The following is a 25,132-nucleotide window of genomic DNA, read 5'->3' on the forward strand; positions in this document are numbered from 1 at the left end:
TTCGACAAGACATACCTGTGGCTAACAAGCCACCGTTTTAGCTTATTTTAGGCGGTTGCCAAATGGAAGAGTAGCCCGAAGAATAGTTGGCTTGTTTAAACCCGAATTTTTGCTTTTTAGTTTCGGCAAAAGGGGTTGTTATTTTTAAATCTATTGGTATTTGTAAACTAACAGAAGATGAAGAAGTACTACATCCACAAGAGCCGTGTTTACAATTGCCGTCGCAGTCGTGACCATCCTTACATTTTTTACAGGACTTGTCCTTGCAACTGTCTTTATGTTGAGATTTTTCAGATTTTTCTTTTGAGCAACTTTTTTGTTCTGTCTTAGCTGTTTTTTTTGCACAAGCATAGCTTATGCTTGGCATTAGGAAAAAGCCCAAACACAATAAGATGACAAAGCTGATATGTTTACTCAAATTTTTCAACACTACAAAATTATGAAATTATTTCTTTTAACTGCTATATTTTGCACTTTCTTAAATCTTCAACCTAAATTATATACTGCACTCTATAAGTTTTTTAGCGATTTCCGTTCCCTTGAAAGGGATACCTATTTAATTACTACCTTCAAATATTTCAAATGAAAATAATTAGATAGGCATCCCAAATAGAAAGTTATTTTATAGTCAGAGGCTCTATTTTAAAACCTGCTTTTTGTATCGTTTCGATAACTTGTTCCTCTGTAATTCCCGTCGATTTTACGGTCAATACCTTGTCTTTATTAGTTGTGTCCACTTCCCAATGGCAAATGCTATCAGCATTGTCTAAATGCGGTTTTACAGATGCTACACATCCGCCACAATTAATATTTGTTTTGAATTGAAGATTTTTATTTTCCATTTTTTTACTTTTTTAGAATGTTATTTATTGATACAAATTTCGGTACGATACCATTCTGTATTATTGCGGAATTTCTTATTTGATTTGTGAGATTTACTGTTTTACTTTTTCCATTTCAACCGCAGGCTGTTAGTTACTACGCTCACGCTACTCAATGCCATTGCTGCACCTGCAATCATCGGGTTTAATAGGAAACCGTTTATCGGATAGAGAATACCTGCCGCAATGGGAATACCTATTAAATTATAAATAAATGCCCAAAACAGATTTTGCTTAATGGTGGCTACGGTTTGTTTTGACAATTTTATTGCCTGCGGTATTTTAGTCAGGTCTGATGAAATGATGGTCATTTTGGCGACGTCCATTGCAATGTCCGAACCTTTGCCCATTGCTATACTCACATCGGCTGTTGCCAAAGCGGTACTGTCATTGATACCGTCCCCAACCATTGCCACTACTTTACCTTTACTTTGTAACTCTTTTACAAAATCGGCTTTGTGCTGTGGCAATACTTCTGCTTTGTAATGCTTAATGCCTGTTTGCTCTGCAATGGCTTTGGCAGTAGCTTCATTATCTCCGGTTAGCATATACAGGTCGATGCCCATATCCTGCATTTCTTTGATAGCCTGTACAGATGTTTCTTTAATCTTGTCTGATATGGCTAATACGGAAAGTGCCTGTTTGCTGTCGGCAAACCAAATAACAGTTTTCGATTGTTTGCCCCATTCATCGGCTTGATTTTGTAATTGTTCCGCAATACTGATATTGTTTTCTGCCAATAGTTTTTTATTGCCTACAAAATAGGTTTCGTTATTATGATTGGCTTTTGCTCCTTTACCTGTGATACTGTCAAATTGTGTTAAAGTTGTGGTTGTTGCTCCATCTAAGTGTTTTACCACCGCTTCTGCCAATGGGTGTTCCGATTGTTTTTCGATGCTTAATAAAATGTCTTTGGTCGCATCATCATTATTCAGCCATTGAACGCCTGTTACCTCTGGTTTTCCCTCTGTAATTGTTCCTGTTTTATCTAAAATAATGGCATCAACTTTTTTCGCTAATTCCAAACTTTCGGCATCTTTTATCAAAATACCTTTTTCAGCACCTTTGCCAACGCCAACCATTATAGCCGTAGGTGTAGCCAATCCCAAAGCACAAGGACAGGCAATAACCAATACCGTAACGGCTGCCAATAGCCCCTGAACAATTCCGTTATCGCCTCCTAAAACAAACCATAGGATAAATGTGAGAATGGCAATCCCTATCACAACCGGAACAAAGATACCAGCAATCTTATCTACCAATTTCTGTACAGGTGCTTTGCTTCCTTGTGCGTCCTGCACCATTTTGATGATATGGGCAAGCATTGTTTCTTTTCCTACTTTAACCGCTTTAAACTGGAAACTTCCTTTTTGGTTAATAGTTCCTGCAAATACTTTTTCGTTTTCGTTTTTCAATACAGGTACAGGTTCTCCGCTCAACATACTTTCATCAACGTAGGAACTACCCGAAGTTACCATACCGTCCACCGCAATTTTTTCGCCCGGCTTTACAAGAATAACATCGTCTGCATTTACTTCTTCAATAGCGGTCTGTTTTTCTGTTCCATCCGCTTGTATCACGATGACAGTTTTCGGCTGCAACCCCATTAACTTTTTAATAGCTGAAGAGGTATTGCCTTTGGCTTTTTCTTCCAACAGTTTCCCTAACAGGATGAATGCAATAATAACCGCCGCTGCTTCAAAATATACGTGGGCGTGTAATCCTCTTTGATGCCAAAAGTCGGCAAACAACATATTGAATACACTGAACAGATAGGCGATACCTGTACTCAATGCTACCAATGTATCCATATTGGCTGAACGGTGTTTTGTCTGCTTCCATGCATTGATAAAAAAATCCCTGCCCAACCACAATACAACAGGTGTAGAAAATGACCACATAATTTCGTTGGCATAAGGCATATCCATAAAAAACATACCTATCACTACTACCGGAAGAGAAAGTATAACCGCCCAAATGGTTTTAGTTTTTAGTTTTTGAAATTTTTGAGTGTGGATGGCTTCTAATGTTTCCTGCTGATTGGTTTCATCTTCAATCAACAAATCGTAACCGATGGACTGAACTGCTTTTTTCAGTTTGGCAGCATCGGTCATATTGGGAAGATACTCAACGGTAAGATTTCCCGTGGCAAAGTTTACAGAAGCGTTTACTACACCTGGTTCGTATTTAACGATGCTTTCAGCACTGCCCGCACAAGAAGCACAGGTCATACCCAAAACAGGAAAGGTGTTTTTTACAGTAGAAACGCCATAACCCAAATCTTTAATTACTTTTACCGCTTCGCCTACAACTTCTGTATTATTTACTGTAATGGCTGCCCTGCGGTTATTCAGTTCTACTTTGTGGGTTTCTATGCCTTTTACCTGTGCCAATCCTTTTTCAACGATTAATGCACAATGCTCGCTTTCTACATCTTCCAACGGAAGATAGATGATTTCTTTATTTTTATTTGTTGCCATTTTCGCTTGCTTTAATTAACAATACAAAATTGGCGATAATATGGATGGGAATTATTGTGGAATTATGGAATGGATTTGTAAGATTTACTTAGACCTTATCCAAAGGTTTTCTTTTATCATCCCGTATTTGCTTGAAATAGCTCGGTGTCAGTCCTGTTACTTTTTTGAATTGGTTGCTTAAATAAGCTACACTCGAATAGTTCAGACGAAAAGCAATTTCACTCAAAGACAGTTCATCATATACCAATAGCTCTTTTACCTTTTCTATTTTTTGGGCTATAAAGTATTTTTCAATGGTAGTACCCTCTATCTCCGAAAACAGGTTGGATAAATAATTATAATCGTGGTGTAATTGACTGCTTAACACATCTGAAAGATTGGTTTTGGCATCGTTGTTTTGATGATGAACCAACTCAATAATTATATTCTTTATTTTTTCGATAATTCTACTTTTCTTATCATCAATGAGTTCAAACCCTAATAAAACTAAGGCTTTATCCAATTTATTTTTTTCTTCGGCTGTAGGTTCTTTGCTAAGTACTACTTCTCCAAGTTTTATGTTCTTTACGTTTAAACCCAACTTGTCCAATTCATTTTGTACCACCATAATACAGCGGTTGCAAACCATATTTTTTATAAAGAGTATATTCATTCCTTACTCACATTTATATTCATATCAAACTAATGCACAAATTTACGATTTAAGTTGAACTGAACGTTGTTTAAAACTTCATTCGTTGTATTCTTACTGCATTCAATATAGCCAATAATGCCACACCTACATCAGCAAATACGGCTTCCCACATTGTGGCTAATCCACCTGCACCAAGTATCAATACAATGGCTTTCACTCCAAATGCTAAAGCGATATTTTGCCAAACTATTTTCTTTGTCTGTTTACCGATATTGATTGCCATTGGTATTTTACTCGGCTTATCGTCTTGTATTACTACATCGGCGGTTTCAATAGTAGCATCGCTTCCCAAACCACCCATTGCAATACCCACATCACTTAATGCTACAACAGGTGCATCATTCACACCGTCCCCGACAAAGGCAACGCTTTCATTTTTGGCTTTTATCTCTTTGACTTTGTTTACTTTGTCTTCGGGTAATAAATCGCCAAACGCATTATTGATACCCAATTTTTCTGCAACAAATTTTACTACCGTAGCTTTATCGCCACTCAACATTGTAGTTTTTACATTGAGTGATTTTAGTTTTTCAATCGTAATTTGGGCATCTTCTTTTATGGTGTCTGCAATAGTGATATAGCCTACAAATTTTTTATAATAAGCCACTGCAATTACGGTGTAAACAATACTATTCGGGTCAATGCCGTAAGCGATAGAAAATTTATTCATCAGCTTAAAATTTCCTACCAAGAGTTCTTTTCCGTTTACACTGGCTTTTAATCCGTGTCCTGCTATTTCTTCTACATTTTGCAATGGGATATTATGGTTTACAGCACCAACATATTCTTGAATGGCAGTTGCTACGGGGTGCGTGCTGTGGCTTTCCAAAGCGTTGACCATTTGCAGAGTTTCAGCCTGATTAAATGCTGCATCAAAAACAACTTCTTGCACTTTAAAAACACCCTCTGTCATTGTACCTGTCTTGTCCATTACCACGTTTTGGATATTGGCAAGTGCATCTAAAAAATTGCCTCCTTTAAACAGTATTCCGTTTTTGCTCGCTGCACCAATTCCACCAAAATAGCCTAACGGAATACTTATCACTAATGCACAAGGACACGATATAACCAAAAATACCAATGCCCTGTACAACCAATCCGAAAACTGATAATCGGCAACGAAAAAGTAAGGCAGTACACAAATGGCAACGGCTAACAGCACTACGATAGGTGTATAAATTTTTGCAAACTTCCTGATGAATAACTCTGTGGGTGCTTTTTGAGAAGTGGCATTTTGTACCAATTCTAAAATCTTGCTCAACTTACTATCTGTATATGCTGTGGTCACTCTTACCTGTGAAACGGTGTTCAGGTTTATCATTCCTGCTAATACGGTTTCTCCTTTTGATTTAGTATCTGGTTTGCTCTCTCCTGTGAGTGCAGATGTGTTGAAAGATGCTTTTTCGGATAATAATTCTCCGTCCAATCCTAATTTTTCGCCCGACTTTAATTGTATAATCTCGCCAATAGCAACCGTTTCCGCTTTTACAACTTTTGGCTGATTATCTTGTAAAATTGTAACTTCATCAGGTCGTTGGTCAAGCAAAGATTTGATGTTTGTTTTAGCTCTCTTTACTGCCAATGTTTGAAAGACTTCGCCAACGGTATAAAACAGCATTACCGCAACACCCTCTGGATATTCGCCAATGGTAAAAGCCCCGATTGTAGCAATACTCATCAATAAAAATTCTGAAAATATCTCTCCTTTACCGTTGCTTTCAAACGCTTCTTTTATTACAGGTAAACCAACAGGCATATAGGCTACGGCATACCAAACAATCCTTATCCAACCTGTAAACCATTCGGGTTTCAGGACATTATCAAAGTAAATGGCTATGAGTAACAGTATTAATGAAATAATGCTTGGCAAAAACATTTTAATAGTGCTGTTTTTACTAATTTCCCTGCTGTGTTTGATGGTGTTATCCTTTTTTTCAACTGAACAACAGGTATCATCTATCATCTCTTTTGCACCTGCATTGGTGTATATTTTTTCTTCTTGTGTACAACAAAGCTGTTTACCGTCTTTGTCGTATATATGTTTATGTTCCATTGTCAAGTTTATTTAATGATTATTTTCACTTGTTTTATAGTCTAAATTTTATTCCTCCGTTAATTACAAATCCGTCTAATGGTGCATAGATGTCTTTAAAAACAGGGTTGGTTATTGTACCTGTATAAATGTTGTCGAAACGTGTCTGTCTTGTATCAAAGAAATTTTCAAAGTTGATGTACAAAGAAAACCGTTCCCAAATTTTTTCAGCCATAAAGCCACATATAACATAGTCTTTTCCTGTTGTTCCGTCATTGAGCTTTTGCGGACTAAAATAATAGGCTTCCAAACCGATTTTCCATTTATCCTCTATTTCATACATAAGTACAGAGTTAATGCGGTGTTTTGGTGTTAGTGGATTTTCGGTATTTGTTCCGTTTTCAATCAATCGGGTATCGGTAAAAGTGTAGCCCAAAAACAATTTAAAATCATCATAACCGATTTTGATATTTGTTTCTGTTCCTTTGGTATGAATGTAGCCCGATGAATTGATGAACTGATAAACGTTTGCAGATGTATTTTGAAGCAACAAAGGGTTATCCAAATAGGTGTAAAAGAATAAATGATTTATGCTAAATGTCCAATCATCGCCAATATTAGTACGGTAATTTATGTCAGCATTTGCTCCGTAGCTCTTTTCTAATTTATTGGTATTATCATCAATAGGCATTACGTTTTGATATTGTATGCGTTCGCTTTCTTCGGTAAAAATGGTTGGTGTTTTGTAGCCAAATCCGCCCCCGATACGTGAAGTCAATCCGTTTGCAATCTTAAACAATGCCGATACTCTTGGCAAAAAAACAGCTCCATAATCTATCACGTAATCTGTTCTTAAACCTGTCTCTAATTGAAGCCAATCCGTAGCCTTAAAAGAATTTTGAACGAAAGCCCCGAATGTGGTTTGGTTGTAATCTCTCAAAGGAAATGCGGTAATCTGCTTTTCTTTAAAATTGTCCGTCCAAACATTAACGCCTGTTACCCATTCTGATTTTTCTTTGCTGTGGGTATAGCTTGCTTCCGTAAAAGTGGCTGTTTGTGTTCCCTCAAACTCGTAATTGGGAATAGCTGTATTGCGGTTAAAATAACTTACGCTGTTCTTTATCTGTACAAAACTGTTTTCGTTTACAGTATGGTCAAAAACAAATTGGGTAGAATAGCGTTGTGTTTTGTTTTCTTCAAAATATTGGTGTGTGTTATCGCCTTTGCCTTTGATGTAAAGCATATCGCCACCCAAACGGTTTTCAATGGTGGTGTTAATACCAAAGTTCATTTTTGTTTTATCATTGAAGTAAACAAATAATTTAGGGTTCAGTACATACCTTTCAAATTTAGGAATGGCAGAAAGCCCGATTTGTGCAGGGTCGTAAGCTCCATTACGATTATGCGAAGCAAATATTGTTGTTCCGATTTTCTTAAACTTCTGTCCGTAAAAACCGTTGATGTCTAAACCTCTGCCCGATGTTCCGTTTAAATGAAAACGCAAATCCCTTTCTTCCGTTGGTGTCTTGGAAATCAGGTTTACCAAACCTGCTATTGCTCCACCACCGTACAGCGTAGATGTTGAACCCTTAATAACTTCAACCTGCTTTAAGTCAAGCGGTGGAATTTGCAACAAGCCTAACCCACTTGAAGCACCCGAATAAATAGGAAAACCGTCTTTTAAAATTTGCGTATATCGTCCGTCAAGCCCTTGAATACGAATACTTGCGTTGGCACTTGTGGGCGATGTGGTTTGTACGTGAATACCTGTACTCTCACTCAAAAGCATACGAATATCCCCTGCTTTCATATTGCCTTTTTCGTCTAACTCCTCACTTCCTATAAACTCAATGCGTGTAGGGATATTTTGTATAGTTCTTGTACTTCTTGTTGATGAAATAACAATACCGTCTAACTCCGTTGAACTTTCATAAAGTAAAATCTCAATCGGGGTTGTATCTGCTAACGGAAAATTAAAGCTGTCGGTACGTTGGGCAAAACCAATATAACTAAATTGAATTTCCTGTAAACCGTTTGGAATACCTGTTAATATGATTTGTCCGTTTTCGTCTGAAGTTGTTGCGATTGTAGTTCCTGTAACCTGTGCGGTTACGCCCATTAAAAGCTCTTTTTTTTCACTGTCTTTTATTACAGCTTTGAACGTATTTTGTGCATATACACAAAGGTTGAATGTCATAAATAATGACACAATGAATATTTTTTTCATTGAAAAAATAATGCTTAATATGAATAAATGAATGATAGCGGTGCTATGCACCGCAGGTAATAAACTGTGCTGAAAGCACTACATATTAAACAAGCTGTGGGGGATGCCAAACGGAAAAGGGAAAATCAGAAACAGGCGGTGTTGGCATTGTCCCTAATTTTCTTTGCGGTTCTTTTACTGAATGTGTAGCCGAAAAATGAAAAGTAGTTAAAACAAATCCTGTACAGGTGTTACAGCTAAAAAATGGCGAACAACAACCTTTATTGCAATCTTGGTCTTCCTGTCCGTTTTGTCTTTGCTCGGTTGTCTGCTCCTGCATACATTTATCTTCAATAAAAGTCGGTACTGCTGATAACAGCATTACATAGACGGCTAATATTAAAGATATAAATTTCATTTTGCTAAGATATTAAAAATTAGTTTTCAAATATCTATTCGTGATTTATGCCTTATAAGTATTTTTATTTATAATATTTCTTCTTCAACCACAAGCTTGCCCTGACCAATAATATGAGTACCGGAACTTCCACAAGTGGACCGATAACGCCCACAAATGCCTGTGGTGAATGAATACCGAAAACCGCTATGGCTACGGCTATTGCCAATTCAAAATTGTTTCCTGTGGCTGTAAATGCGATGGATGCGTTTTTGTCGTAAGGAACTTTAAGGGATTTATTGATAAAGAAGCTCACAAAAAACATCAGTACAAAATAGATGATTAAGGGTATAGCCATTTTTACCACGTCCATTGGCAACTCCAATATTTTATCGCCTTTCAAACTGAACATTAATACTATCGTAAACAGTAAAGCATACAATGTAATGGGCGATATTCGGGGTACAAATTTTCTGTTATACCATTCTATACCTTTTAATTTTACAAGGAAGTAACGACTTAGAAAACCTGCCAAGAATGGAATGCCTAAATATATTAATACACTTTCGGTAACATCTTTCATTGATACGCTTACATTGAAATTGGCTAACCCCAATTTTGCAGGTAATATGTTGATGAATAACCAAACTAAAAAGCTGTAAGTAAATATCTGGAAGATGCTGTTTAATGCAACTAACATAGCTGTATATTCTCTGTTTGCTTTAGCTAAGTCACTCCAAACGATTACCATTGCGATACATCTTGCCAAACCTATCAGTATCAACCCTGTCATATAATCGGGTTCATTCCGTAAAAACAAAACAGCTAATCCGAACATCAGCACTGTACCGATAACCCAATTCAGCAATAAGGATATACCGATTACTTTTTTATCCTTAAATGCCATAGGCAATAATGAATAATCCACTTTTGCCAATGGCGGGTACATCATTAGTATCAGACCTATTGCCAAAGGAATGTTTGTAGTGCCTACGGATAGGACATCCGTAATTTTTGATATACCCGGAAAGAAATATCCCAATCCTATGCCTACTGCCATTGCAAGGAATATCCATAAGGTTAGGTAACGGTCAAGAAATTTTAGTTTTGGTTGCATTGGTTATTGGCTGATTTTTGAAAAGACATAAAACATTTCGGTTGCTATCTGCAAACTTCTTTCTGCATATGCATTTGTTTGCCCCGGCGTATTGTCTGAAATTTTAGGGTCTTCAAATGTGATAGGTATTCTTTTTTCAGCACCTGCAATAAAAGGGCATCCGCCATCTGCCTGTGAACAGGTCATAATAGCTGCAAATGCTGATACAGGATTGAACGGGCTATCGTATTTTTTTGAAAAGCCGATAATTGGCAAAGAATTATCGCTGTATTTTATGGCATATACAGGATTGTTGGTATCTGCTATTTTGAAAATGTTAAAACCCTGATGGTTCAATGTTTCTGCCACTTTCGGGAATAATGCTGTTTCCTCTGTACCGCCTGAATAACAATGTACATTGAGGATAGCATAGTGTGCTGATGCCACCTGTGCCCAAACCTGCGATAAATGGCTTCTTCGGGAATTGTGGGTACAAATAAAATTGATATTTATTTCCTGTCTATTGATTACTTTTTGCTGTACAAAATCTATCAGCGGTTGTAATGTGTTTTTTCGTTCCTCACTGATATTTTGAAAAGTAGTAACATTGTTTATTGTTTCAACTAAATTCTTATACATTTTGATTGATTTATAGGGTTTAACAACATCCTGAATTAGGTGTACACGCATTATTCAACGCCGATAATTTTATTTTTTGTTTTTCGGCAGGAATGCCACAGGCATCATTTGCCAAGCAAGCCGTTGTTTTACTTTTTAGTACGAATGTTTTTCCGTTGAAATCCAAATCATATTTTCCGATAGTATCACTTTGGTATTCTACTTCGATTTCAGCATCTTCAATACCTAATTTTTCTTCGGATAATTTGATGATATTTAATAGTTTGGTTGGCTTTAGTCTATGTTCAAAATCGTTAGCATTCCATAATTGGAAATTGACAACTTTTTCATTTCTGATGGTTCCGCCACAATCAATAAAATTTTTATTGATTTGTCCCACTTCGGTAACGTGGAAATGTTCCGGTACAAATGTTCCGTTCTCTAATTGAAATTCAACATTCTCTAATGTTGGTAGGATTTCTTTAATTTCTGATAGTTTCATTGTTTTTGTATTATTGTTATATAGTAATATTGCGATTATTATAAGCAAATTTTTAGCAACATTTAAAGTTCAACTTATTAAAATAGAAATTGAATTTTGGGAAATAAACCAAAATATGTAACAGGCTTATAAGCACTGCTCCGGGTAAAAGGTTTATAGCTATAGTTCTAAATGTATGAAAGCTCTCTATCTGCTGAAAATTATTAGCTAATGTAATTCCGTTGCTGTCAAGGTTTATTTTAATGACTAAAAATACCGCTATACTTGCGAAATGAAAACCGTTTACCAACAGGTGTAAAATGTATTCCCAACGTGGCAAACCTCCAATAAATTTACGGCTGTCTTTTTCTAAATAAGCATCAACAATCAATGTGATAATATCAGCTACTACCAACGCTGCACCAAATAAAAATAAGCTATTATTTTCTATGTTGATGAATAATGAAACGAGAATACCTGTAAACAGAATTGCTCTTACGGTATGCGTAAGATGTTCAAATTTACTTTCCTTATGTTCGTACAAACGGTATTTGTACAGATGCAGAAATACACCGTCAAACAATGCAAGAAAAGAATAAGCTATGAGCAATACTATTGAAATGATAAATGCGATTTCCATACGATTAGCAACATTTTTGATTGGTTACGGTAAAGATGATTTTTGAAAAATATTCTTTCAGTAAATCAAAGGTTTTTTCATTGATGCAGTAGCAAATAGAATTACCTTCAATATTTCCCTTTATCAATCCTGCGTTTTTTAATTCTTTCAAATGCTGCGAAACGGTAGGCTGTGCCAAGGGAAGTTCATCAACTATATCGCTGCATATACAGGCATTCACTTTTAGGAGATACTCTATAATGGCTATTCTTGCCGGATGCCCCAACGCTTTTGCGATAATCGCAATTTGGTTTTGCTGATCTGTAAAATGGTCTGTTTTGCTTGCTCCCATTGTTTCGATATTTTAATATCGCAATATTACGATATTATTTCTAAATACACAAGCAATTTGAGAAAATTATCCCTCTTGCACTTAATGCTGCAAGTTCGGGTCGTTCTTGATCCGTTCTATTTCGCTTTCCACAATATGCAGGATGTCTGATTTTATCTGACGGTAATTGCTTTCAATTTCCTGTTTCATTTTATCTTCTCCCTGTTCATTAACAAAGGATAGGATTTCCGGTATCTTCTGATATACTTTAGTTTCTGCGGCAACTTTTTCATTGTCCACTACAATTTCAGCGTGAAAGATTTTTTGCTCAATACGTTCATCAAAATTATCTGATACCGAACCGACAAACATACCTTGTGTAAGTGTTGAGATTTTAGAAGCCGGAATAAGGCTGTCTAACTGTGTGGAGATAGAGGTAGATTTATCATTCCTGTTAATCGTCATACTTTGGCGTTTCTGCAATACTTTTCCGAAACGTTCCGAAAGGCTCTTTGCCGTTTCGCCAACTACCTGCCCGGAGAAAATATTACCAACGGTATTTTGAATTACCTTACTTTCCTTGTCGCCATAATCCCTTGTTAATTGCGAAAAATCCTGAAAGCCCAAACATACAGCCACCTTATTACTTCTCGCTGTTGCGATAAGATTATCCAGTCCCCTAAAATAAATTGTGGGCAGCTCATCTATGATTACTGAACTCTTTAATTGCCCTTTTTTGTTGATGAGCTTAACAATACGGGAATTGTACAAACCCAATGCTGCGGAGTAGATATTTTGGCGGTCGGGATTATTACCCACGCACAAAATTTTAGGCTCTTTTGGGTTATTGATGTCGAGCGTAAAGTCATCGCCAGTCATAACCCAATACAACTGCGGGCTAATCATTCTTGACAAAGGGATTTTTGCCGATGCAATCTGTCCCTGCAATTGGTCTTGTGCGCCACCTTGCCAGGCATCCATAAACGGAGAAAGATAGTTTTCCAAATCGGAATATGAGGTCAGAATGGTAAATACGTCCGAATACTTTTTATTCAGCAATTCAATGGCGTGCGGGAATGTACAATACTTACCATCCTCATAGATTTTCAGATACCAAATAATGGCAGCCAATAGGATAATTGGGCTTTCCACGAAAAAATCCCCTTGCTTCTGTATCCAGCTACGGTTGAGGTTCAGCATTATGGTGTAAGCCGCTTCGTAAGCGTCGGAAATGTCTGTCATAAAATCGGGATTGAGTGGATTGCACCTATGGCTCTTGCGTGGGTCATCGAAATTTATCACATAGAATTTTGGTTGAACTTTGTACTTATCCCGATGCTTCAATAAATGATTGTAGGCAATGGTGGAAAGGTCGTCAAATTTAAAATCATATATATACATACTAAAGCCTTTCTCAATCTGCTGCTTGATGTAGTTGTTTACGATGGCATAAGATTTACCGGAACCCGGAGTACCCAACACGATTGATGCCCTGAAAGGATTTACAATGTTTATCCAACCGTTGTTCCATTTGCCTTTGTAGTAAAATTTGGTGGGCAGGTTAACGGAATATTCATTTTCCATCAGCTTTGTTTCCTGTTGAAAGCTCTCGTTCTCGTTGTTGAAAACATCGTCCATTAAGTTGGTACGAAGCAAGCGGCTCATCCATACGCCCGCCATCAGCAAAGCAATATAACCTAACGAGATAGTAAGGATATACAGAAATGTGCCTATTATCGGAGATAGCTTTAACAACGGCGTGTTCAGAAAGAACAGCACAAAACCAACGCCCAAAGCCACGTAGATTTTAGCCCAGGTTATCTTCTCATTCTTTACGCCTTTCGTTCCCAAACAACTCAAAGCAAGCAAAACCAAAGCGAACGCCTTGGTATAAAGGGTATGTGAAAACAAGCCCGCCGTCCGGTCGAAATTGCCTAATATCTTGTTGATTATTTCCAACGTCCAACCACGTTCTAAAAAGAACCCGTAGCAGAACCAATAAAGGTGCATCAGCACCAAAAGAATACTGACTGCCCGCATAAAAGCCATTATTTTGGCTAAACCTCTTAAATCGTCTTCTCCCTGCATTCTTTTTTAGTTTTAATGTTCGGGCGTGAATTTAAAGGCTCTACACAGCGGCTATAAGAATGTGGCAGTCAATGGCGGTGCGTGGCAGTGTTTGGCGAAGTGATAAGAGTTGTAGCTTCTATGATCCTTTTGTATCGTAACATTTATGAAGCATCCAAATAAAAAATACTTTTAGTTGCTCTTCTGTTTTCTGTCCGTCAGCAACATTTTTTGTCCTGCTGAATTGGTGGACAAGGAACACTTCCGTAACTACAATAAACACAACAGTCTCCTTGTTTTGGTTTAAGAACTTGTTTGCATTTTTCACATTCGTAGAAATATTGGCAAGCGTCTGTCGGCATTGTTTCTTCTTTCTTGTGTCCGCAGTTGGGGCAAGTAATTGTTGATTGCAATATGATTTCCATTTGGTTTTATTTTTTGTCGGTTACAGAATATCCTGTTGAGTTAATTGCTTTTTCGACCTCAGAAATATTCGTTTTTGAGTTGTCAAATTCCACGATTGCGTTTCCTTTTTCGTATGAGGCGTTTGAACTTATTATTCCTGTCAATTTATTTACTTCGTGATTTACGTGTTCGCCACAACTTGCACAAGTCATTCCGCTAATCGTAAATTCTACTTTTTGAATATTGGATTTGTCCACCGCTATAATTTGCTTTTCTGTCTTTGGGTAGAAAATGCTTGAGTAGTATGGAAAGGCAAGCATTACGATTGCAAATGCTGTTACAATTCCTAAAAACCTGAACTCGATTAATAAAACACTGCCAATTGGTTAGTTTTGACCGTTTCATATTTTAAAGAAGGCTTTTTAGGAAGAAAATTATACGCAATTATTCCAGCAATAATATTTGATAAAAAGTTCGTAAATGAACGATGTCTTGAATGTTCAATTTGGCATATATTTTTAAGTTCATCATTAACGGTTTCAATTATGGACCGTTTACGAAGTAAAATTTTATCACTCATTTGCATTAAACTGTTCTTCATATTGTTGCGAATATTTGTAATTAGCTGGATTCCGTCAACAAACAATAACTGAGTAAGTTTTTCGCTTATGTACCCTTTATCGCCAAATAATTTGCCAAAAATAGCATTTAAAAAGCCTTCGTTTTTTAATGGTTCTCTATCGTCAACATTGGCTTGAGTTACCGCAAAGCTTAACAATTCGCCCTTATCATTGATAATAATATGGAGTTTAAAGCCATGAAACCATCCCATTGTGGATTTTCCTGTAGCGGCTGTATCTTTAAAAACCTTATTTCTATTGATTCTTTTATTTTTGCATATTCTAATTGGTGTTGAATCTACAAAGGAAATTCCGGTACATTTTCCCAAACAACAAGTTTTTGCAAAAATGGTCATTGGTAAAAGAACACTCTGCATTAATTCTAAAAAACGATTATACGAAACGGTATTTGGAAATTCATTTTGCATATGTTTTTGAACATAAAAAACGTAATAATGCTTGAAACAACGAAAACCACTAAGATGAAAAAGCAAGTAGATTGTAATTACTTCTGATTTTGACATCACAGAAGGACGTTTAGAAGGCTTTCCTAGTAAAAAAGGTTGTGTCGTTTTATCGAAATCTTTACAAAACTCATCAACTATAGAGAAAATATCAGTAATTTTATCAAAACAAATCATAAGGCGAAATTCGGTTAAATATTTGATTGTCAGAAAATTAAATATACTGAATTTTGCCTTTTTTCGCAATATTTTCAGCCTGAATTATTAATCGAGTTCAGGTTAAAAACATTTTTGACTGAATGAATTTTGGTTTTTCTTCTGTCTCACAATTGCAATCTATCTGCTTTTTGGGTTTCAACTTTTGATACCAAGCAAAACCAAGAACCAAAATTGTCAACCCGATAAAATAGGGTCGAAAAGGTTCAAGCCAAGAAAAAGTGGAAGCAAGACCGCTTGTTCCTGCAATAAGAGCCAATACTGGTGTGATGCAACAAAGAGAAGCTGCAATTGTAGTCAAAAGTCCTGCACCAATTAATTTTTTGTCAGTTTTCATATTGTTTCTAATATTTTGTTTTCGTCAAGTATTTTGAAAAATGGTTTCAGCATTTTTTCATACTCTTTAGTCAGTGAGTGAAAAATAGTTTGAGCTTCTCGTTCGGTTTCAATAAGTTTTCTGTCTTTGAGTTTCCGCAAGTGTTGTGAAACCGCTGAAATTGTCATACCAAGAATATCACTTATATCACAAACACAAAGTCGTTTTTCTTCATAAAGTAGAAAGAGTATTTTCAGTCTTACATTGTTTCCCGCTAATTCAAGTCCGTTCGATAAATAGTCAAAAGAACCGTTGAGTTCTGAAACTCGGTCTTTACAGCGGTTTATTTGTTTAATGTCTGCTTGTTGTCGTATGCAAGAATTATTGTCCATAGCACAAAGATAGTCAATTTGTTTATTTAAGCAATTACTTAAATACAACTCAAATTCTTTCAGAATTATAAAGTGACAGCTCAATAAATCTTTTTAAAAACAGATTTTTAATTCCAAAATCTGACCTCTTACAGTCTTCTTTTTTTTTCTTCTTCATTTTGTTAGCAAAATCCTGTTCCTCGTAATCATCGCCCTGTGCTTCGGGTAACAAACCGCCAAATGCCTCAATCAAACCGTCTTCGTGTTTTTCAGTAGTATTCAGGAAGTCGAACAAATGATGAGGTTCTTCCGCAGGAAGATCTGCATCATTTGATGTGGATGTTTTTGGAAGTTGTACGACAGGTTCTTTAATCTCCGGTTTGATATTATTGTTCCAATAATCATTAAAGGTATTGGCAGAAAGTTCCTTTGCTAAGCGTGAACCGTTCCAAACCGCCTTTGAATTGTGGTCTATGAAAGTGATACCATAAATACGACCTGTATCGTTCCGGCGGACCACTACATTAATGCCCTGTTCACTCAACTGCTTTTTAAAAGCCTGCTCATCATTTGTGGATTTCAGAGCAATAGAAATTGCAGCTTTTAGGGTCTGCTTACTTGGGTGGTCTTTTAAATCCTCTTTGCATTTTGCAAAATGCAGTTCCAAAGCCGGAAGCCCTGCATTTTTACCAAACAACGAAGCCTTGAACGGATGCCCGGCTCTTTCGCCTTTCTCGTTTAAAGGAATATATAATAAGCCTTGCCGCATTTTTCCCTGCAATTCGCCCTCCACTTTTTCGGTGGTAACATTAAACAGGGAAAGCAAGGCATTGTATTCGCCCAAAGTCTGAAACTTATAATAATTCGGTAGGTGGCGGACAACCGAAGCGATTTGGCTTTTCACATCGCCTGCCCGATAATCTACCGGACGGAAAATCTTGTCGTTCTGCTTGTGTTCTTTATCGGTTGCGGGTATCAAGCCGTGTTGTCTTTCCAGTTCACGGCACACATTCATAGACCGCATTTTCTCGAATTTGTCCGAAATCTTTTTGCCCTGCTCGTCCACGCAAACCGATACAATGTGTATATGGCTGCGGTCGATATCGGTATGTTTGAATACCACAAAAGGCTGTTCGCCGTAGCCCATTTCCCGCATATATTCTTCCGCCATTTGCCGAAACCTGTCATCGCTAACCTTATCTTTCGGGTCGGGATTGAGCGAAATATGCAACGTATGCTTTTCCGTATTGCGGTTGGCAATCAGGTAAGGTGCAAAAGATTGTGCTAATTGTGCAACAGTATATGCTCCAGTTGGCGTTTCGATTATCTTATTTGCGAACAGAATTTTCCCGTTTTCATTCTCTACTTTGAGCTGATTGTACGCCAATGCACCGTATAAATTCCCGCTTCTGCCAATCTTTGCTATCATCTGTACTGCTATTTTTTCAGGTTCTTTGCTTCAAATTCTTCGGTTATCTGAATGATTTTTTGGCATAGCATCGCCATTTCAGCCGTTTGTTTTTCCAATTTGTACAGGAACGCTGCGGCTTTTTTCTCCGAAAAATTCTTGTACAACAGCTTTACAATCTGGTTATAGTTTACACCTATGGAGCGAAACTGGCTGTGAAAAGAAGTCAGTCGCATATAAAAATCAACTGTTCCTTTGTCAATTTTAACCGATTTCATTTCCTTACTAAACAGCAGGGAAATAATAAACTTTGCTTTATTGGGCATTCCCGATGCTTCAAAAAGCGATAAAAGTTTGGCGTTTTCTTCGTCTGTAAGGCGGAAAACGTGGCGATGGATGCTTGGGTCGGTCTTAGCTCTCCGTCCGCCCTTATTCTGTTTTTTGTTATTGTTCTCGTTCATCACTAATCCATTTTTAAATCCACACAAAACGCTGACTTCGGAAGACGTTTTTTAAGCTCCCAGCAGGGCAAGTTGTTTTGAGGCACTAACTCGGTTTCGAGTGCCTCAAAACACAACTTGCCGTGTTCAGTTGAACACAAAAATCCGCCCTGCGGGACGGATTAAATGTAAGAGGGAAAAACGGCTCGATACCGTTCCCGTTACCCTCCAATTTGTCAAAAGTCTTTTGCATAAATCCATTAATAAAAATCATTTTACAAAGTAAAGCTCTGTTTACGATAGCATTGCACAGTACCACGGTGCCAAACACTGCCTCTGAAAGCCAAACACTGCCACCACTATACAATCGAATGGATTTGATTGGTTCTTTGTCCTTGAATGTTGGCAGGAAGACAGGCTGCCCATACTTCAGGAACACGAGATTGTACACATTCAAGACAACAGGTTCTCCAGCCTGCCTGACAGCAGGAATGCAAGAAAACATGAGCGCAGGAATGACGGAAAGTCTGCTATCCGAATATCATGTCCGCCTGAGCGACGGAATGACTGACGGAGCAGAAGAAAGGAAGGTGGCAAGCCTGCCTGATAAGATGCCTGAATGAAAGCATTACTGCTGTACCGCAAAGTAGCTGGCAATCACAAATTCCGGCAGGCAAGCCTGATAGCTGTCCTGCAAGAAAGACAGCACGAAATCAGGACTGAACAGCTGAAAGCTAGCAAGCCTGAAAACAATATGATGTAAACTTTAAATTTTAAAAATATGGACACAAAAAAGAAACCTCTGTTTATCGCCTTTTCCTCTCAAAAAGGAGGAGTTGGCAAAAGCACATTTACCACACTTGTTGCCAGTACGATGCACTATCGATTGGGCTACAACGTAGCTGTATTTGATGCAGATTTTCCGCAGCACAGCCTTATAAAAATGAAGGCCCGTGATCTGGCAATGGTAATGGAAAATGAGGCATTGAAAAAACTGGCGTATAAGCAGTTTACCACTATCAACAAAAAAGCTTATTCAATTACACAGCACAGAGCTGATAGTGTATTGGATGCAGCACACGAATTTGTAACGGCTTCTGCTGTTCCGGTTGATGTGATATTCTTTGACCTGCCCGGAACCGTAAATACGCCCGGCATACTGAAAGCGTTGGCAGGAATGCACCACATTTTTACGCCTATTACCGCAGACCGTGTAGTAATGGAAAGTACCCTCATTTTCACACAGCTTTTGCAGGATGTGATTATGAAAAAAGGCGAAACGTCCATAGAAACCATTAACCTGTTTTGGAACCAGGTGGATGGCAGAGAAAGCACGCCTTTATATGATGTGTATAATCAACTTATAGAGCAATTGGGATTAAGCCTAATGCAAAGTCAAGTCAAGAACAGTACTCGTTTTCGCAAAGAAAGCGAAGCAGATAGCAAAACGGTGTTCCGTTCTACAGTAATGGCTCCAGATGAACGATTGATGAAAGTCTGCCAGTTAGATCTGTTCATCAACGAATTTTTAAAAATCATTCAATTATAAAAATATGGAGAAAGATAATAAAAGAAAAGTCACGCCGGATATCAACGAAGAGTTGATGATGAACTTGATGGTTGACGGCATTAAAAAAGATGGCATACAGCTTCCGCCCGAACCTGTCGAAGAGCAGCAAAAGGAAGCAGTAAAACAAGACGAATTACAACAAAGTAAGCCTGTACAACGGGAACGAAACCGCACAAAGAAAACTCTTGACGGAAGCTACGGCGAACACTTTTTGAAAACGCATTCAATGACAAAGCGTGGAGATAAAAGTATTTATATCCGGCAGGAATACCACGAACGGTTATCCCGAATTGTACAGGTCATTGGTAAAGATGAGATACCCCTGTATGCCTACCTGGACAATATATTGGAGCATCATTTTGAACTATTTGAAAAAGCAATTACTGATGATTTTAATGAGAAGTTTAAACCCATTTTTTAAAGCATTTGATTATGGAAACATTAATTGTTATTTGCCTGCTTATTGTCATTGCTTTACTTCTGCAGGACAAGATTGTCATTAAAAAAAAGTCGGAACAAAAACCGAAACAGGAAAAAATTAATCCGAACCTGCCTGATATTATGGGGCAGCCCAAGTCAGTAAGAAGCCTTTCAGCGCCAAACACTGCCAATGAAAGCCAAATTGAGGAACAGGAGATAAACCCTGATAATTTAGACATAGAATACGACGAGAATGAAAACGTCGGAATTCAAATTCCGCAGGAAGAGCTGGACAAAGTTTTCAGAAATATACCTGATTTGGAGGAAGAGGAAGAAGAATGGAACAGGTACGGAATATCCGGTGGCGATAACAGTCTTGCCCAAGGGGTTACCTATGACGAACTAAGCTCCGTAGGAGCGTTGCTCCAAAAAGAGAATTTGGAACAATCCCAAAAGGAAACAGCGGTAGCGATAGTTCAAAGATTACAAGGAACTGAATTATTCAGCCTGCTGGAAAATTCCATTGAGGGTGCATCCCGAAAAATTGCCGAGCTTTTGGACAGCACACTCTCATCTGAAACGGAAGCCGGTTCTTCCACATTGCGGAAAAATGATTTGAGTGATTTTGACATTGGGGAGTTTGTGTGAACAAACTCCCTTTTTTTGAATAGGCTGTAAAATGTAAAGAATCATCTATTAATCAGCATATAAAAATACATACTTATTTAAAAAAAACGGAAAGTATTTCGTTTAATTGGAATTTTTATTAAAAAAATGGAAATTAAATTTGAATATTGGAAATATATTTCTAAATTTGCTTTTGTAAATAAGAAACAACTAAGCAAATGCTAAAATACTTCAATATAATACAAGCTTTAAGTCGATCAGCTCTAACAACACCTAACGAAGCTATTATGCATCAGATTAAGAGACTGAAAGAAAGTCTTGAAAAAGATGGTTTTATCAAGGAGGCAAAATCGCTTGAGGCTATGCTAAGCACTTCCGAATCATCCTTTAATATGGCGCCAAGTAAGATTCAGAAATCTTTTGTCGTGTTAAAGGGCGAAGAATTAACAATAAAAACTTCTATTCCTGTAGATAAGGAAACATCAACACCTTTAGCTGAGGTTTTTTTTCCTGATAATCTTCCAGAGGCAGCTCCAGTGTTCGATGAAAATATTCAGCTTGCAATTCAATCAATTGTTAATGAATGGAGCAAATTTGATCAACTGATGGAAATCAATGCCACACCTGCAAGTTCATGCTTGATTTACGGAGCACCAGGAACAGGAAAAACTCATTTGGCTAAATGGATTGCTAAGCAAATAGGATTACCTGTGGTTCTTGCAAGATTAGAAGGCTTAATGTCTTCTTATCTTGGTACAACATCTCGAAATATAGGAAACTTGTTTACATTTTCTAATAGATATAAATGCATCTTATTGCTTGATGAATTTGATGCGATTGCTAAGCTTCGCAACGATCCGCAAGAGGTCGGAGAGGTAAAAAGAGTCGTTAATACATTATTGCAAAGCCTTGATTCTCGTCATGAAAAGGGTTTCACTATTGGTGTAACTAACCACGAAAGCCTGTTAGATCCAGCAATATGGAGAAGGTTTGATATACAGGTCGAAATCCCTAAGCCTTCTCCTGAAGTTATGATTCAGTTACTTAAAAAATTTATTACACCCTTAGAATTTAATGAAAGTGAGATTAAGTTTCTTGCATGGTGTTTAGATGGTTCTTCAGGAGCCGATGCTGAAATGCTTTCCAAATGGCTAAAAAGAGCCTTTGTGCTAGAAAAAGAAAGCAATATCGTAGATGTTATGAAACAATTTGCTCTGCTTAATTCCGGTAGGGTTAACGTAGCTAAAAGAAATATTATGCTACATAGTGATGAAGACTTTATAGCAATGTTGTTAAATGACAAAACATATTTGTTTAAACAAAAGGATATAGCATCTTTATTCGGAATGACACCTTCATCACTTAGCAAACAATTGTCAAAATTTAAAGATTCGGAAAAAATATAGATTATGGAAAATAGTCCCGTACAAATAGTCCTGAATTCTGGGGATTTCATTGAAGCAGAGAAAAATAATGGCGGTGGACCATCAACCGATTTTTTTGCAGGTCATGATTCTGATTTTGTTGCACATAAAATAACCTTGCAAAAGCAGCTTGATGAAATTAGGTCAGTGCAACTTTCTAATGAATTTACATCTATAAGCTATGCGAAAGTAACCCTACAACAGGCAGCTTTAGCAAAAAGTCATAGGCCTACAGACAGGCTTTTTGTAAAAAACATTGCTCCTGTTGTAGGTGCTGGTGATTTAGGCGAAATTTATATTGAGTTATCACCTAATTCAGTCGACGAGTTAAATAAAAAAATTAGTGAAGCACCTGCAGAAACTTCATACAAAGAGGTAAATGGTAAAATGAAACCCAATCCTGGTAAATTAAGAAGCGAAGTAGGTTCTATTCGAGAAATATCAGCATATGGCGCTAATGATAAACGAAAATTTTCTTTAAAGGAAGCTTTAGAGTGGTTTTCTAATCCACAAACTGGCGGAATATATGTCGTAGAACTGTTTGATGTTCCCCCTGTGAGAAAAGACTGGGACTTGTTAGCATTACCTAAAAGAAAATTGTTTGCAAGTTTTTATGAAGGTTTAGAAAAATTGGGTAGAGGATTAGTTGTTAATAGGACTATTGATAACGCTAGCACTTCTGTTTCTATAATCATAAAATTTGAAATAAGTGATGCTCCGCCAATAATTCAATTACAACCAGTTTCTATAAATAAATCTCAATCAAAAGCTAATAAGATATCTATTAATAAGGACAGTCACTCAGAATTATTAAATTTCTTAGATAAACACCCTTTAGTCAAGAGTGTAAAACTTCCACCAACTATAAGTCAGGCTCTAGCAGATTTTGGTCAAGGATTAATGAATAATGGAGTTGTAATGCCATCATTTAATCCAGATATGTCTTATCCTAAAATATGTGTGGTGGATGGAGGTGTTTCTGATATATTATCTGATTGGATAGAATTACGAGAAGAATATATAAGTCCATCTCATAAAGACGAAAGTCATGGAACTTTTATTTCGGGTTTAACAATTTTTGGAAAAACCTTAAACGGAGATTTAATATGTCCGGAAAGAGATGGTTGTAGAATTATAGATCTAGATCTATTCCCAAGCACAAATTTCACAGATTACTATAAAGATGTATTAACTTTTTTTGAAGTTTTAAGTGACCGCGTACAAGATATAGTTTCAAGAACGGGTGTTAGGATTTTCAATTTTAGTTTGAATATCGAAGAGCATGCTTCAACGACAGGTTATAGTTGGGCAGCTCAAATATTGGATAAAATTGCAGAAGATAATGATGTTATTTTTATTATTTCTGCAGGAAACATACCTCCTCATTACAGAAGAAGAGAATGGCCATCTGATCATGTTGAAGCACTAAAAGTTCTTGTATCTTCTTTAAACGATACTATTATGAAGCCGGCAGAAAGCTCAAGAAATATAAGTGTTTCAGCGTTAAACCCTCCACATATAGAGGGAATTGTTCCTTACGCTCTTAGCAACTATAGTTGTCGCGGACCAGGAATGAAAATAGGATTAAAACCCGATTTAGCTCACGTAGGTGGCTCTGGTACAGTGGATGGGGTTTTAGGTCATGGATTGTTGTCGATTGATACATTCGGAAAAATTACTGATAGTTGTGGAACCAGCTATGCAGCCCCAAATGTTTCGAAGACTTTAGCGAGCATCGAGCATTCTATTGAGGGAGTAGTATCCCGAGAGACACTCATAGCACTTGGAATTCACCATGCTTCATTACCGGAACATTTAACAGATAAGAAATTAAAGAGCATATCCAAACATTTGGTTGGATTTGGTATACCAAAAGGCTCTGAGGAGATACTAAATGGAAATCCCAACGCTATAACCTTAGTTTTTGCAAATAGAATTATTAAAGGACATAAAATGAGGTTTAAGTTCTCTTGGCCTTCTAGCCTTGTTAAAAATGGCAAATGTGTAGGTAGAGCAAAACTAACAATAGTTAGCACTCCACCTTTTAATTACACCTACGGAGCTGAATTTATTAGAATAAACGTTGATGCTGCATTAAGACAGCAACAAATAGACGGTAAATATAAAGGTAGATTAAAGCCCATTTACACGCCTGAAGAAAAAGATTTGAGTCAAAATGAAAAAGATCAGATTGAGCATGCATTTAAATGGAGTCCTGTGAAGGTTTATGAGAACATATTCCCTCAAGGAGTAGGTCCAACAACAGATTGGACTTTAGATGTAGAATATCTCGAGAGAGATGGGGCTGTTTTACCTAGAGAAGGAGTCCCTTTTACAGCAATTCTAACAATATCTGATCCGAATGAAAAGGAACCTGTTTTTAATGACATGAGACAAATTCTCCAATCATTAGGGGTTCAGGCAGTTGACATAAAAACTGCTGCTCGTATTGTACCAAGAGTTTAATTAAGAATTTTTTAATAACTATTATGGCAAATTATCATGTAACACAAAAGAAAGGACAGTCTGATTGGAATGTCCAAAAAGAGGGTGGTAAGAAGGCTTCAGCCATCGTTAGTACTCAAAAGCAAGCTGAACAACTTGCAAAAAAGTTTTCATCAAATAATGGTGGTGGTGAAGTTCGGATACACAGACCAAATGGTGGACCTATACGAGATAGTGATACTGTTAAGCCTGGAAATGATCCAAAATCAATTAAAGACACTAAGTACTAATGAAAAAGAAACAATTAAGAAAATAAAAAAACCAGGCGAAAATCACCTGGCTTAATTCCGTAAAGGAAACAAAAGCCCTTGCAAGGCTCTTGGTAGTAATGTTTTGCACTTCAAAACTACCTCCTTTATTTGAAATAAACAAGCTTTTCGTGATTTTAACCCTCAATCAGTACAATTCAGGTTGTCGGGCTTGGTATTAATAATATAAAATTTC

At 37.1% G+C, this 25,132-nt stretch carries 27 protein-coding genes; 7 read left to right on the forward strand and 20 right to left on the reverse strand.

The annotated features are described in order from the left end of the window. Nucleotides 1-37: 37 nt before the first annotated feature. From ACJVDK_RS01625 to mobA, 20 genes are all read right to left on the reverse strand, one after another. Nucleotides 38-418 (reverse strand): hypothetical protein, encoded by a 381-nt coding sequence (locus ACJVDK_RS01625; protein WP_154286807.1) that lies wholly within the window; start codon nucleotides 416-418, stop codon nucleotides 38-40. Nucleotides 419-617: 199 nt separating this feature from the next. Then, nucleotides 618-842, reverse strand: a complete 225-nt coding sequence (locus ACJVDK_RS01630; RefSeq protein ID WP_443938571.1) for a heavy-metal-associated domain-containing protein — start codon at nucleotides 840-842, stop codon at nucleotides 618-620. 101 nt (nucleotides 843-943) lie between these two features. Next, the gene (locus ACJVDK_RS01635; RefSeq protein ID WP_065719290.1) at nucleotides 944-3,361 is read right to left on the reverse strand and encodes a heavy metal translocating P-type ATPase; all 2,418 of its coding nucleotides are present in this window, start codon (nucleotides 3,359-3,361) and stop codon (nucleotides 944-946) included. A gap of 88 nt (nucleotides 3,362-3,449) precedes the next feature. Beyond that, nucleotides 3,450-4,013: a helix-turn-helix domain-containing protein gene (locus ACJVDK_RS01640; RefSeq protein WP_068599326.1), complete on the reverse strand. Its 564-nt coding sequence runs from the start codon at nucleotides 4,011-4,013 to the stop codon at nucleotides 3,450-3,452. Between the two features lie 70 nt (nucleotides 4,014-4,083). After that, nucleotides 4,084-6,108, reverse strand: coding sequence for a heavy metal translocating P-type ATPase (locus tag ACJVDK_RS01645; protein ID WP_443938572.1), 2,025 nt, complete (start codon nucleotides 6,106-6,108; stop codon nucleotides 4,084-4,086). 34 nt (nucleotides 6,109-6,142) lie between these two features. Next, entirely contained in the window at nucleotides 6,143-8,314 is a 2,172-nt protein-coding gene (locus ACJVDK_RS01650; protein WP_443938573.1) for a TonB-dependent receptor, read from the reverse strand. A gap of 85 nt (nucleotides 8,315-8,399) precedes the next feature. Further along, nucleotides 8,400-8,711: a hypothetical protein gene (locus ACJVDK_RS01655; RefSeq protein ID WP_154286804.1), complete on the reverse strand. Its 312-nt coding sequence runs from the start codon at nucleotides 8,709-8,711 to the stop codon at nucleotides 8,400-8,402. A 64-nt stretch (nucleotides 8,712-8,775) separates the two neighbouring features. Beyond that, entirely contained in the window at nucleotides 8,776-9,807 is a 1,032-nt protein-coding gene (gene arsB, locus ACJVDK_RS01660; protein WP_154286803.1) for an ACR3 family arsenite efflux transporter, read from the reverse strand. Nucleotides 9,808-9,810: 3 nt separating this feature from the next. Next, entirely contained in the window at nucleotides 9,811-10,425 is a 615-nt protein-coding gene (locus ACJVDK_RS01665; RefSeq protein WP_154286802.1) for an arsenate-mycothiol transferase ArsC, read from the reverse strand. A gap of 19 nt (nucleotides 10,426-10,444) precedes the next feature. Then, entirely contained in the window at nucleotides 10,445-10,906 is a 462-nt protein-coding gene (locus ACJVDK_RS01670; RefSeq protein ID WP_185265333.1) for a DUF6428 family protein, read from the reverse strand. A gap of 52 nt (nucleotides 10,907-10,958) precedes the next feature. Next, entirely contained in the window at nucleotides 10,959-11,525 is a 567-nt protein-coding gene (locus tag ACJVDK_RS01675; protein WP_154286800.1) for a hypothetical protein, read from the reverse strand. A gap of 4 nt (nucleotides 11,526-11,529) precedes the next feature. Then, complete coding sequence (locus ACJVDK_RS01680) at nucleotides 11,530-11,856, reverse strand: ArsR/SmtB family transcription factor (RefSeq protein ID WP_132776694.1); 327 nt, start codon at nucleotides 11,854-11,856, stop codon at nucleotides 11,530-11,532. Between the two features lie 81 nt (nucleotides 11,857-11,937). Then, the gene (gene mobC, locus ACJVDK_RS01685) at nucleotides 11,938-13,923 is read right to left on the reverse strand and encodes a conjugal transfer protein MobC (RefSeq protein ID WP_443938574.1); all 1,986 of its coding nucleotides are present in this window, start codon (nucleotides 13,921-13,923) and stop codon (nucleotides 11,938-11,940) included. 197 nt (nucleotides 13,924-14,120) lie between these two features. Continuing rightward, complete coding sequence (locus ACJVDK_RS01690; protein ID WP_002996045.1) at nucleotides 14,121-14,327, reverse strand: GDCCVxC domain-containing (seleno)protein; 207 nt, start codon at nucleotides 14,325-14,327, stop codon at nucleotides 14,121-14,123. A 6-nt stretch (nucleotides 14,328-14,333) separates the two neighbouring features. Continuing rightward, the gene (locus ACJVDK_RS01695) at nucleotides 14,334-14,627 is read right to left on the reverse strand and encodes a cation transporter (protein WP_443938575.1); all 294 of its coding nucleotides are present in this window, start codon (nucleotides 14,625-14,627) and stop codon (nucleotides 14,334-14,336) included. Between the two features lie 44 nt (nucleotides 14,628-14,671). Next, nucleotides 14,672-15,568 (reverse strand): IS982 family transposase, encoded by an 897-nt coding sequence (locus ACJVDK_RS01700; RefSeq protein ID WP_443937687.1) that lies wholly within the window; start codon nucleotides 15,566-15,568, stop codon nucleotides 14,672-14,674. Between the two features lie 97 nt (nucleotides 15,569-15,665). Beyond that, nucleotides 15,666-15,944, reverse strand: coding sequence for a mercuric transporter MerT family protein (locus ACJVDK_RS01705; protein WP_443938576.1), 279 nt, complete (start codon nucleotides 15,942-15,944; stop codon nucleotides 15,666-15,668). Further along, complete coding sequence (locus tag ACJVDK_RS01710; RefSeq protein WP_002978466.1) at nucleotides 15,941-16,315, reverse strand: ArsR/SmtB family transcription factor; 375 nt, start codon at nucleotides 16,313-16,315, stop codon at nucleotides 15,941-15,943. The genes ACJVDK_RS01705 and ACJVDK_RS01710 overlap by 4 nt, the downstream gene beginning before the upstream one ends. Before the next feature lie 49 nt (nucleotides 16,316-16,364). Beyond that, nucleotides 16,365-17,723, reverse strand: a complete 1,359-nt coding sequence (mobB, locus tag ACJVDK_RS01715; protein ID WP_443938577.1) for a conjugal transfer protein MobB — start codon at nucleotides 17,721-17,723, stop codon at nucleotides 16,365-16,367. Nucleotides 17,724-17,731: 8 nt separating this feature from the next. Then, entirely contained in the window at nucleotides 17,732-18,163 is a 432-nt protein-coding gene (gene mobA, locus ACJVDK_RS01720) for a conjugal transfer protein MobA (RefSeq protein ID WP_034727191.1), read from the reverse strand. A gap of 598 nt (nucleotides 18,164-18,761) precedes the next feature. Between mobA and ACJVDK_RS01725 the strand changes: the two genes are divergently transcribed. From ACJVDK_RS01725 to ACJVDK_RS01755, 7 genes are all read left to right on the forward strand, one after another. Then, nucleotides 18,762-18,905: a hypothetical protein gene (locus ACJVDK_RS01725; protein ID WP_443938578.1), complete on the forward strand. Its 144-nt coding sequence runs from the start codon at nucleotides 18,762-18,764 to the stop codon at nucleotides 18,903-18,905. Nucleotides 18,906-18,923: 18 nt separating this feature from the next. Continuing rightward, a complete protein-coding gene (locus tag ACJVDK_RS01730) occupies nucleotides 18,924-19,691 on the forward strand; it encodes a ParA family protein (RefSeq protein WP_443938579.1) in 768 nt (255 codons plus the stop codon). Nucleotides 19,692-19,695: 4 nt separating this feature from the next. Then, nucleotides 19,696-20,133: a DUF3408 domain-containing protein gene (locus ACJVDK_RS01735; protein ID WP_443938580.1), complete on the forward strand. Its 438-nt coding sequence runs from the start codon at nucleotides 19,696-19,698 to the stop codon at nucleotides 20,131-20,133. Nucleotides 20,134-20,144: 11 nt separating this feature from the next. Further along, nucleotides 20,145-20,780: a conjugal transfer protein TraD gene (locus ACJVDK_RS01740; RefSeq protein ID WP_443938581.1), complete on the forward strand. Its 636-nt coding sequence runs from the start codon at nucleotides 20,145-20,147 to the stop codon at nucleotides 20,778-20,780. Between the two features lie 197 nt (nucleotides 20,781-20,977). Continuing rightward, on the forward strand, nucleotides 20,978-22,165 hold the full coding sequence (locus ACJVDK_RS01745; RefSeq protein ID WP_116774710.1) for an AAA family ATPase: 1,188 nt from the start codon (nucleotides 20,978-20,980) through the stop codon (nucleotides 22,163-22,165). A 3-nt stretch (nucleotides 22,166-22,168) separates the two neighbouring features. Continuing rightward, nucleotides 22,169-24,649, forward strand: a complete 2,481-nt coding sequence (locus ACJVDK_RS01750; protein WP_443938582.1) for a S8 family peptidase — start codon at nucleotides 22,169-22,171, stop codon at nucleotides 24,647-24,649. Between the two features lie 23 nt (nucleotides 24,650-24,672). Further along, a complete protein-coding gene (locus ACJVDK_RS01755; RefSeq protein WP_443938583.1) occupies nucleotides 24,673-24,918 on the forward strand; it encodes a DUF2188 domain-containing protein in 246 nt (81 codons plus the stop codon). Nucleotides 24,919-25,132: the final 214 nt, after the last annotated feature.

It is taken from the genome of Pedobacter paludisoli (genome assembly GCF_052344095.1).
Classification (GTDB): Bacteria; Bacteroidota; Bacteroidia; order Sphingobacteriales; family Sphingobacteriaceae; genus Pedobacter.

What these genes read in the sequence shown, in the direction of transcription:
- ACJVDK_RS01745 (WP_116774710.1), top strand. Translation starts at nt 20,978, where the DNA reads ATGCTAAAATACTTCAATATAATACAAGCTTTAAGTCGATCAGCTCTA.
- ACJVDK_RS01670 (WP_185265333.1), bottom strand. Translation starts at nt 10,906, where the DNA reads ATGAAACTATCAGAAATTAAAGAAATCCTACCAACATTAGAGAATGTT.
- ACJVDK_RS01645 (WP_443938572.1), bottom strand. Translation starts at nt 6,108, where the DNA reads ATGGAACATAAACATATATACGACAAAGACGGTAAACAGCTTTGTTGT.
- mobA (WP_034727191.1), bottom strand. Translation starts at nt 18,163, where the DNA reads ATGAACGAGAACAATAACAAAAAACAGAATAAGGGCGGACGGAGAGCT.
- ACJVDK_RS01635 (WP_065719290.1), bottom strand. Translation starts at nt 3,361, where the DNA reads ATGGCAACAAATAAAAATAAAGAAATCATCTATCTTCCGTTGGAAGAT.
- mobB (WP_443938577.1), bottom strand. Translation starts at nt 17,723, where the DNA reads ATGATAGCAAAGATTGGCAGAAGCGGGAATTTATACGGTGCATTGGCG.
- ACJVDK_RS01690 (WP_002996045.1), bottom strand. Translation starts at nt 14,327, where the DNA reads ATGGAAATCATATTGCAATCAACAATTACTTGCCCCAACTGCGGACAC.
- ACJVDK_RS01675 (WP_154286800.1), bottom strand. Translation starts at nt 11,525, where the DNA reads ATGGAAATCGCATTTATCATTTCAATAGTATTGCTCATAGCTTATTCT.
- arsB (WP_154286803.1), bottom strand. Translation starts at nt 9,807, where the DNA reads ATGCAACCAAAACTAAAATTTCTTGACCGTTACCTAACCTTATGGATA.
- ACJVDK_RS01750 (WP_443938582.1), top strand. Translation starts at nt 22,169, where the DNA reads ATGGAAAATAGTCCCGTACAAATAGTCCTGAATTCTGGGGATTTCATT.
- ACJVDK_RS01695 (WP_443938575.1), bottom strand. Translation starts at nt 14,627, where the DNA reads ATGCTTGCCTTTCCATACTACTCAAGCATTTTCTACCCAAAGACAGAA.
- ACJVDK_RS01630 (WP_443938571.1), bottom strand. Translation starts at nt 842, where the DNA reads ATGGAAAATAAAAATCTTCAATTCAAAACAAATATTAATTGTGGCGGA.
- ACJVDK_RS01755 (WP_443938583.1), top strand. Translation starts at nt 24,673, where the DNA reads ATGGCAAATTATCATGTAACACAAAAGAAAGGACAGTCTGATTGGAAT.
- ACJVDK_RS01730 (WP_443938579.1), top strand. Translation starts at nt 18,924, where the DNA reads ATGGACACAAAAAAGAAACCTCTGTTTATCGCCTTTTCCTCTCAAAAA.
- ACJVDK_RS01700 (WP_443937687.1), bottom strand. Translation starts at nt 15,568, where the DNA reads ATGATTTGTTTTGATAAAATTACTGATATTTTCTCTATAGTTGATGAG.
- ACJVDK_RS01725 (WP_443938578.1), top strand. Translation starts at nt 18,762, where the DNA reads ATGAAAGCATTACTGCTGTACCGCAAAGTAGCTGGCAATCACAAATTC.
- ACJVDK_RS01705 (WP_443938576.1), bottom strand. Translation starts at nt 15,944, where the DNA reads ATGAAAACTGACAAAAAATTAATTGGTGCAGGACTTTTGACTACAATT.
- ACJVDK_RS01735 (WP_443938580.1), top strand. Translation starts at nt 19,696, where the DNA reads ATGGAGAAAGATAATAAAAGAAAAGTCACGCCGGATATCAACGAAGAG.
- ACJVDK_RS01740 (WP_443938581.1), top strand. Translation starts at nt 20,145, where the DNA reads ATGGAAACATTAATTGTTATTTGCCTGCTTATTGTCATTGCTTTACTT.
- ACJVDK_RS01710 (WP_002978466.1), bottom strand. Translation starts at nt 16,315, where the DNA reads ATGGACAATAATTCTTGCATACGACAACAAGCAGACATTAAACAAATA.
- ACJVDK_RS01680 (WP_132776694.1), bottom strand. Translation starts at nt 11,856, where the DNA reads ATGGGAGCAAGCAAAACAGACCATTTTACAGATCAGCAAAACCAAATT.
- ACJVDK_RS01650 (WP_443938573.1), bottom strand. Translation starts at nt 8,314, where the DNA reads ATGAAAAAAATATTCATTGTGTCATTATTTATGACATTCAACCTTTGT.
- ACJVDK_RS01665 (WP_154286802.1), bottom strand. Translation starts at nt 10,425, where the DNA reads ATGTATAAGAATTTAGTTGAAACAATAAACAATGTTACTACTTTTCAA.
- ACJVDK_RS01655 (WP_154286804.1), bottom strand. Translation starts at nt 8,711, where the DNA reads ATGAAATTTATATCTTTAATATTAGCCGTCTATGTAATGCTGTTATCA.
- mobC (WP_443938574.1), bottom strand. Translation starts at nt 13,923, where the DNA reads ATGCAGGGAGAAGACGATTTAAGAGGTTTAGCCAAAATAATGGCTTTT.
- ACJVDK_RS01640 (WP_068599326.1), bottom strand. Translation starts at nt 4,013, where the DNA reads ATGAATATACTCTTTATAAAAAATATGGTTTGCAACCGCTGTATTATG.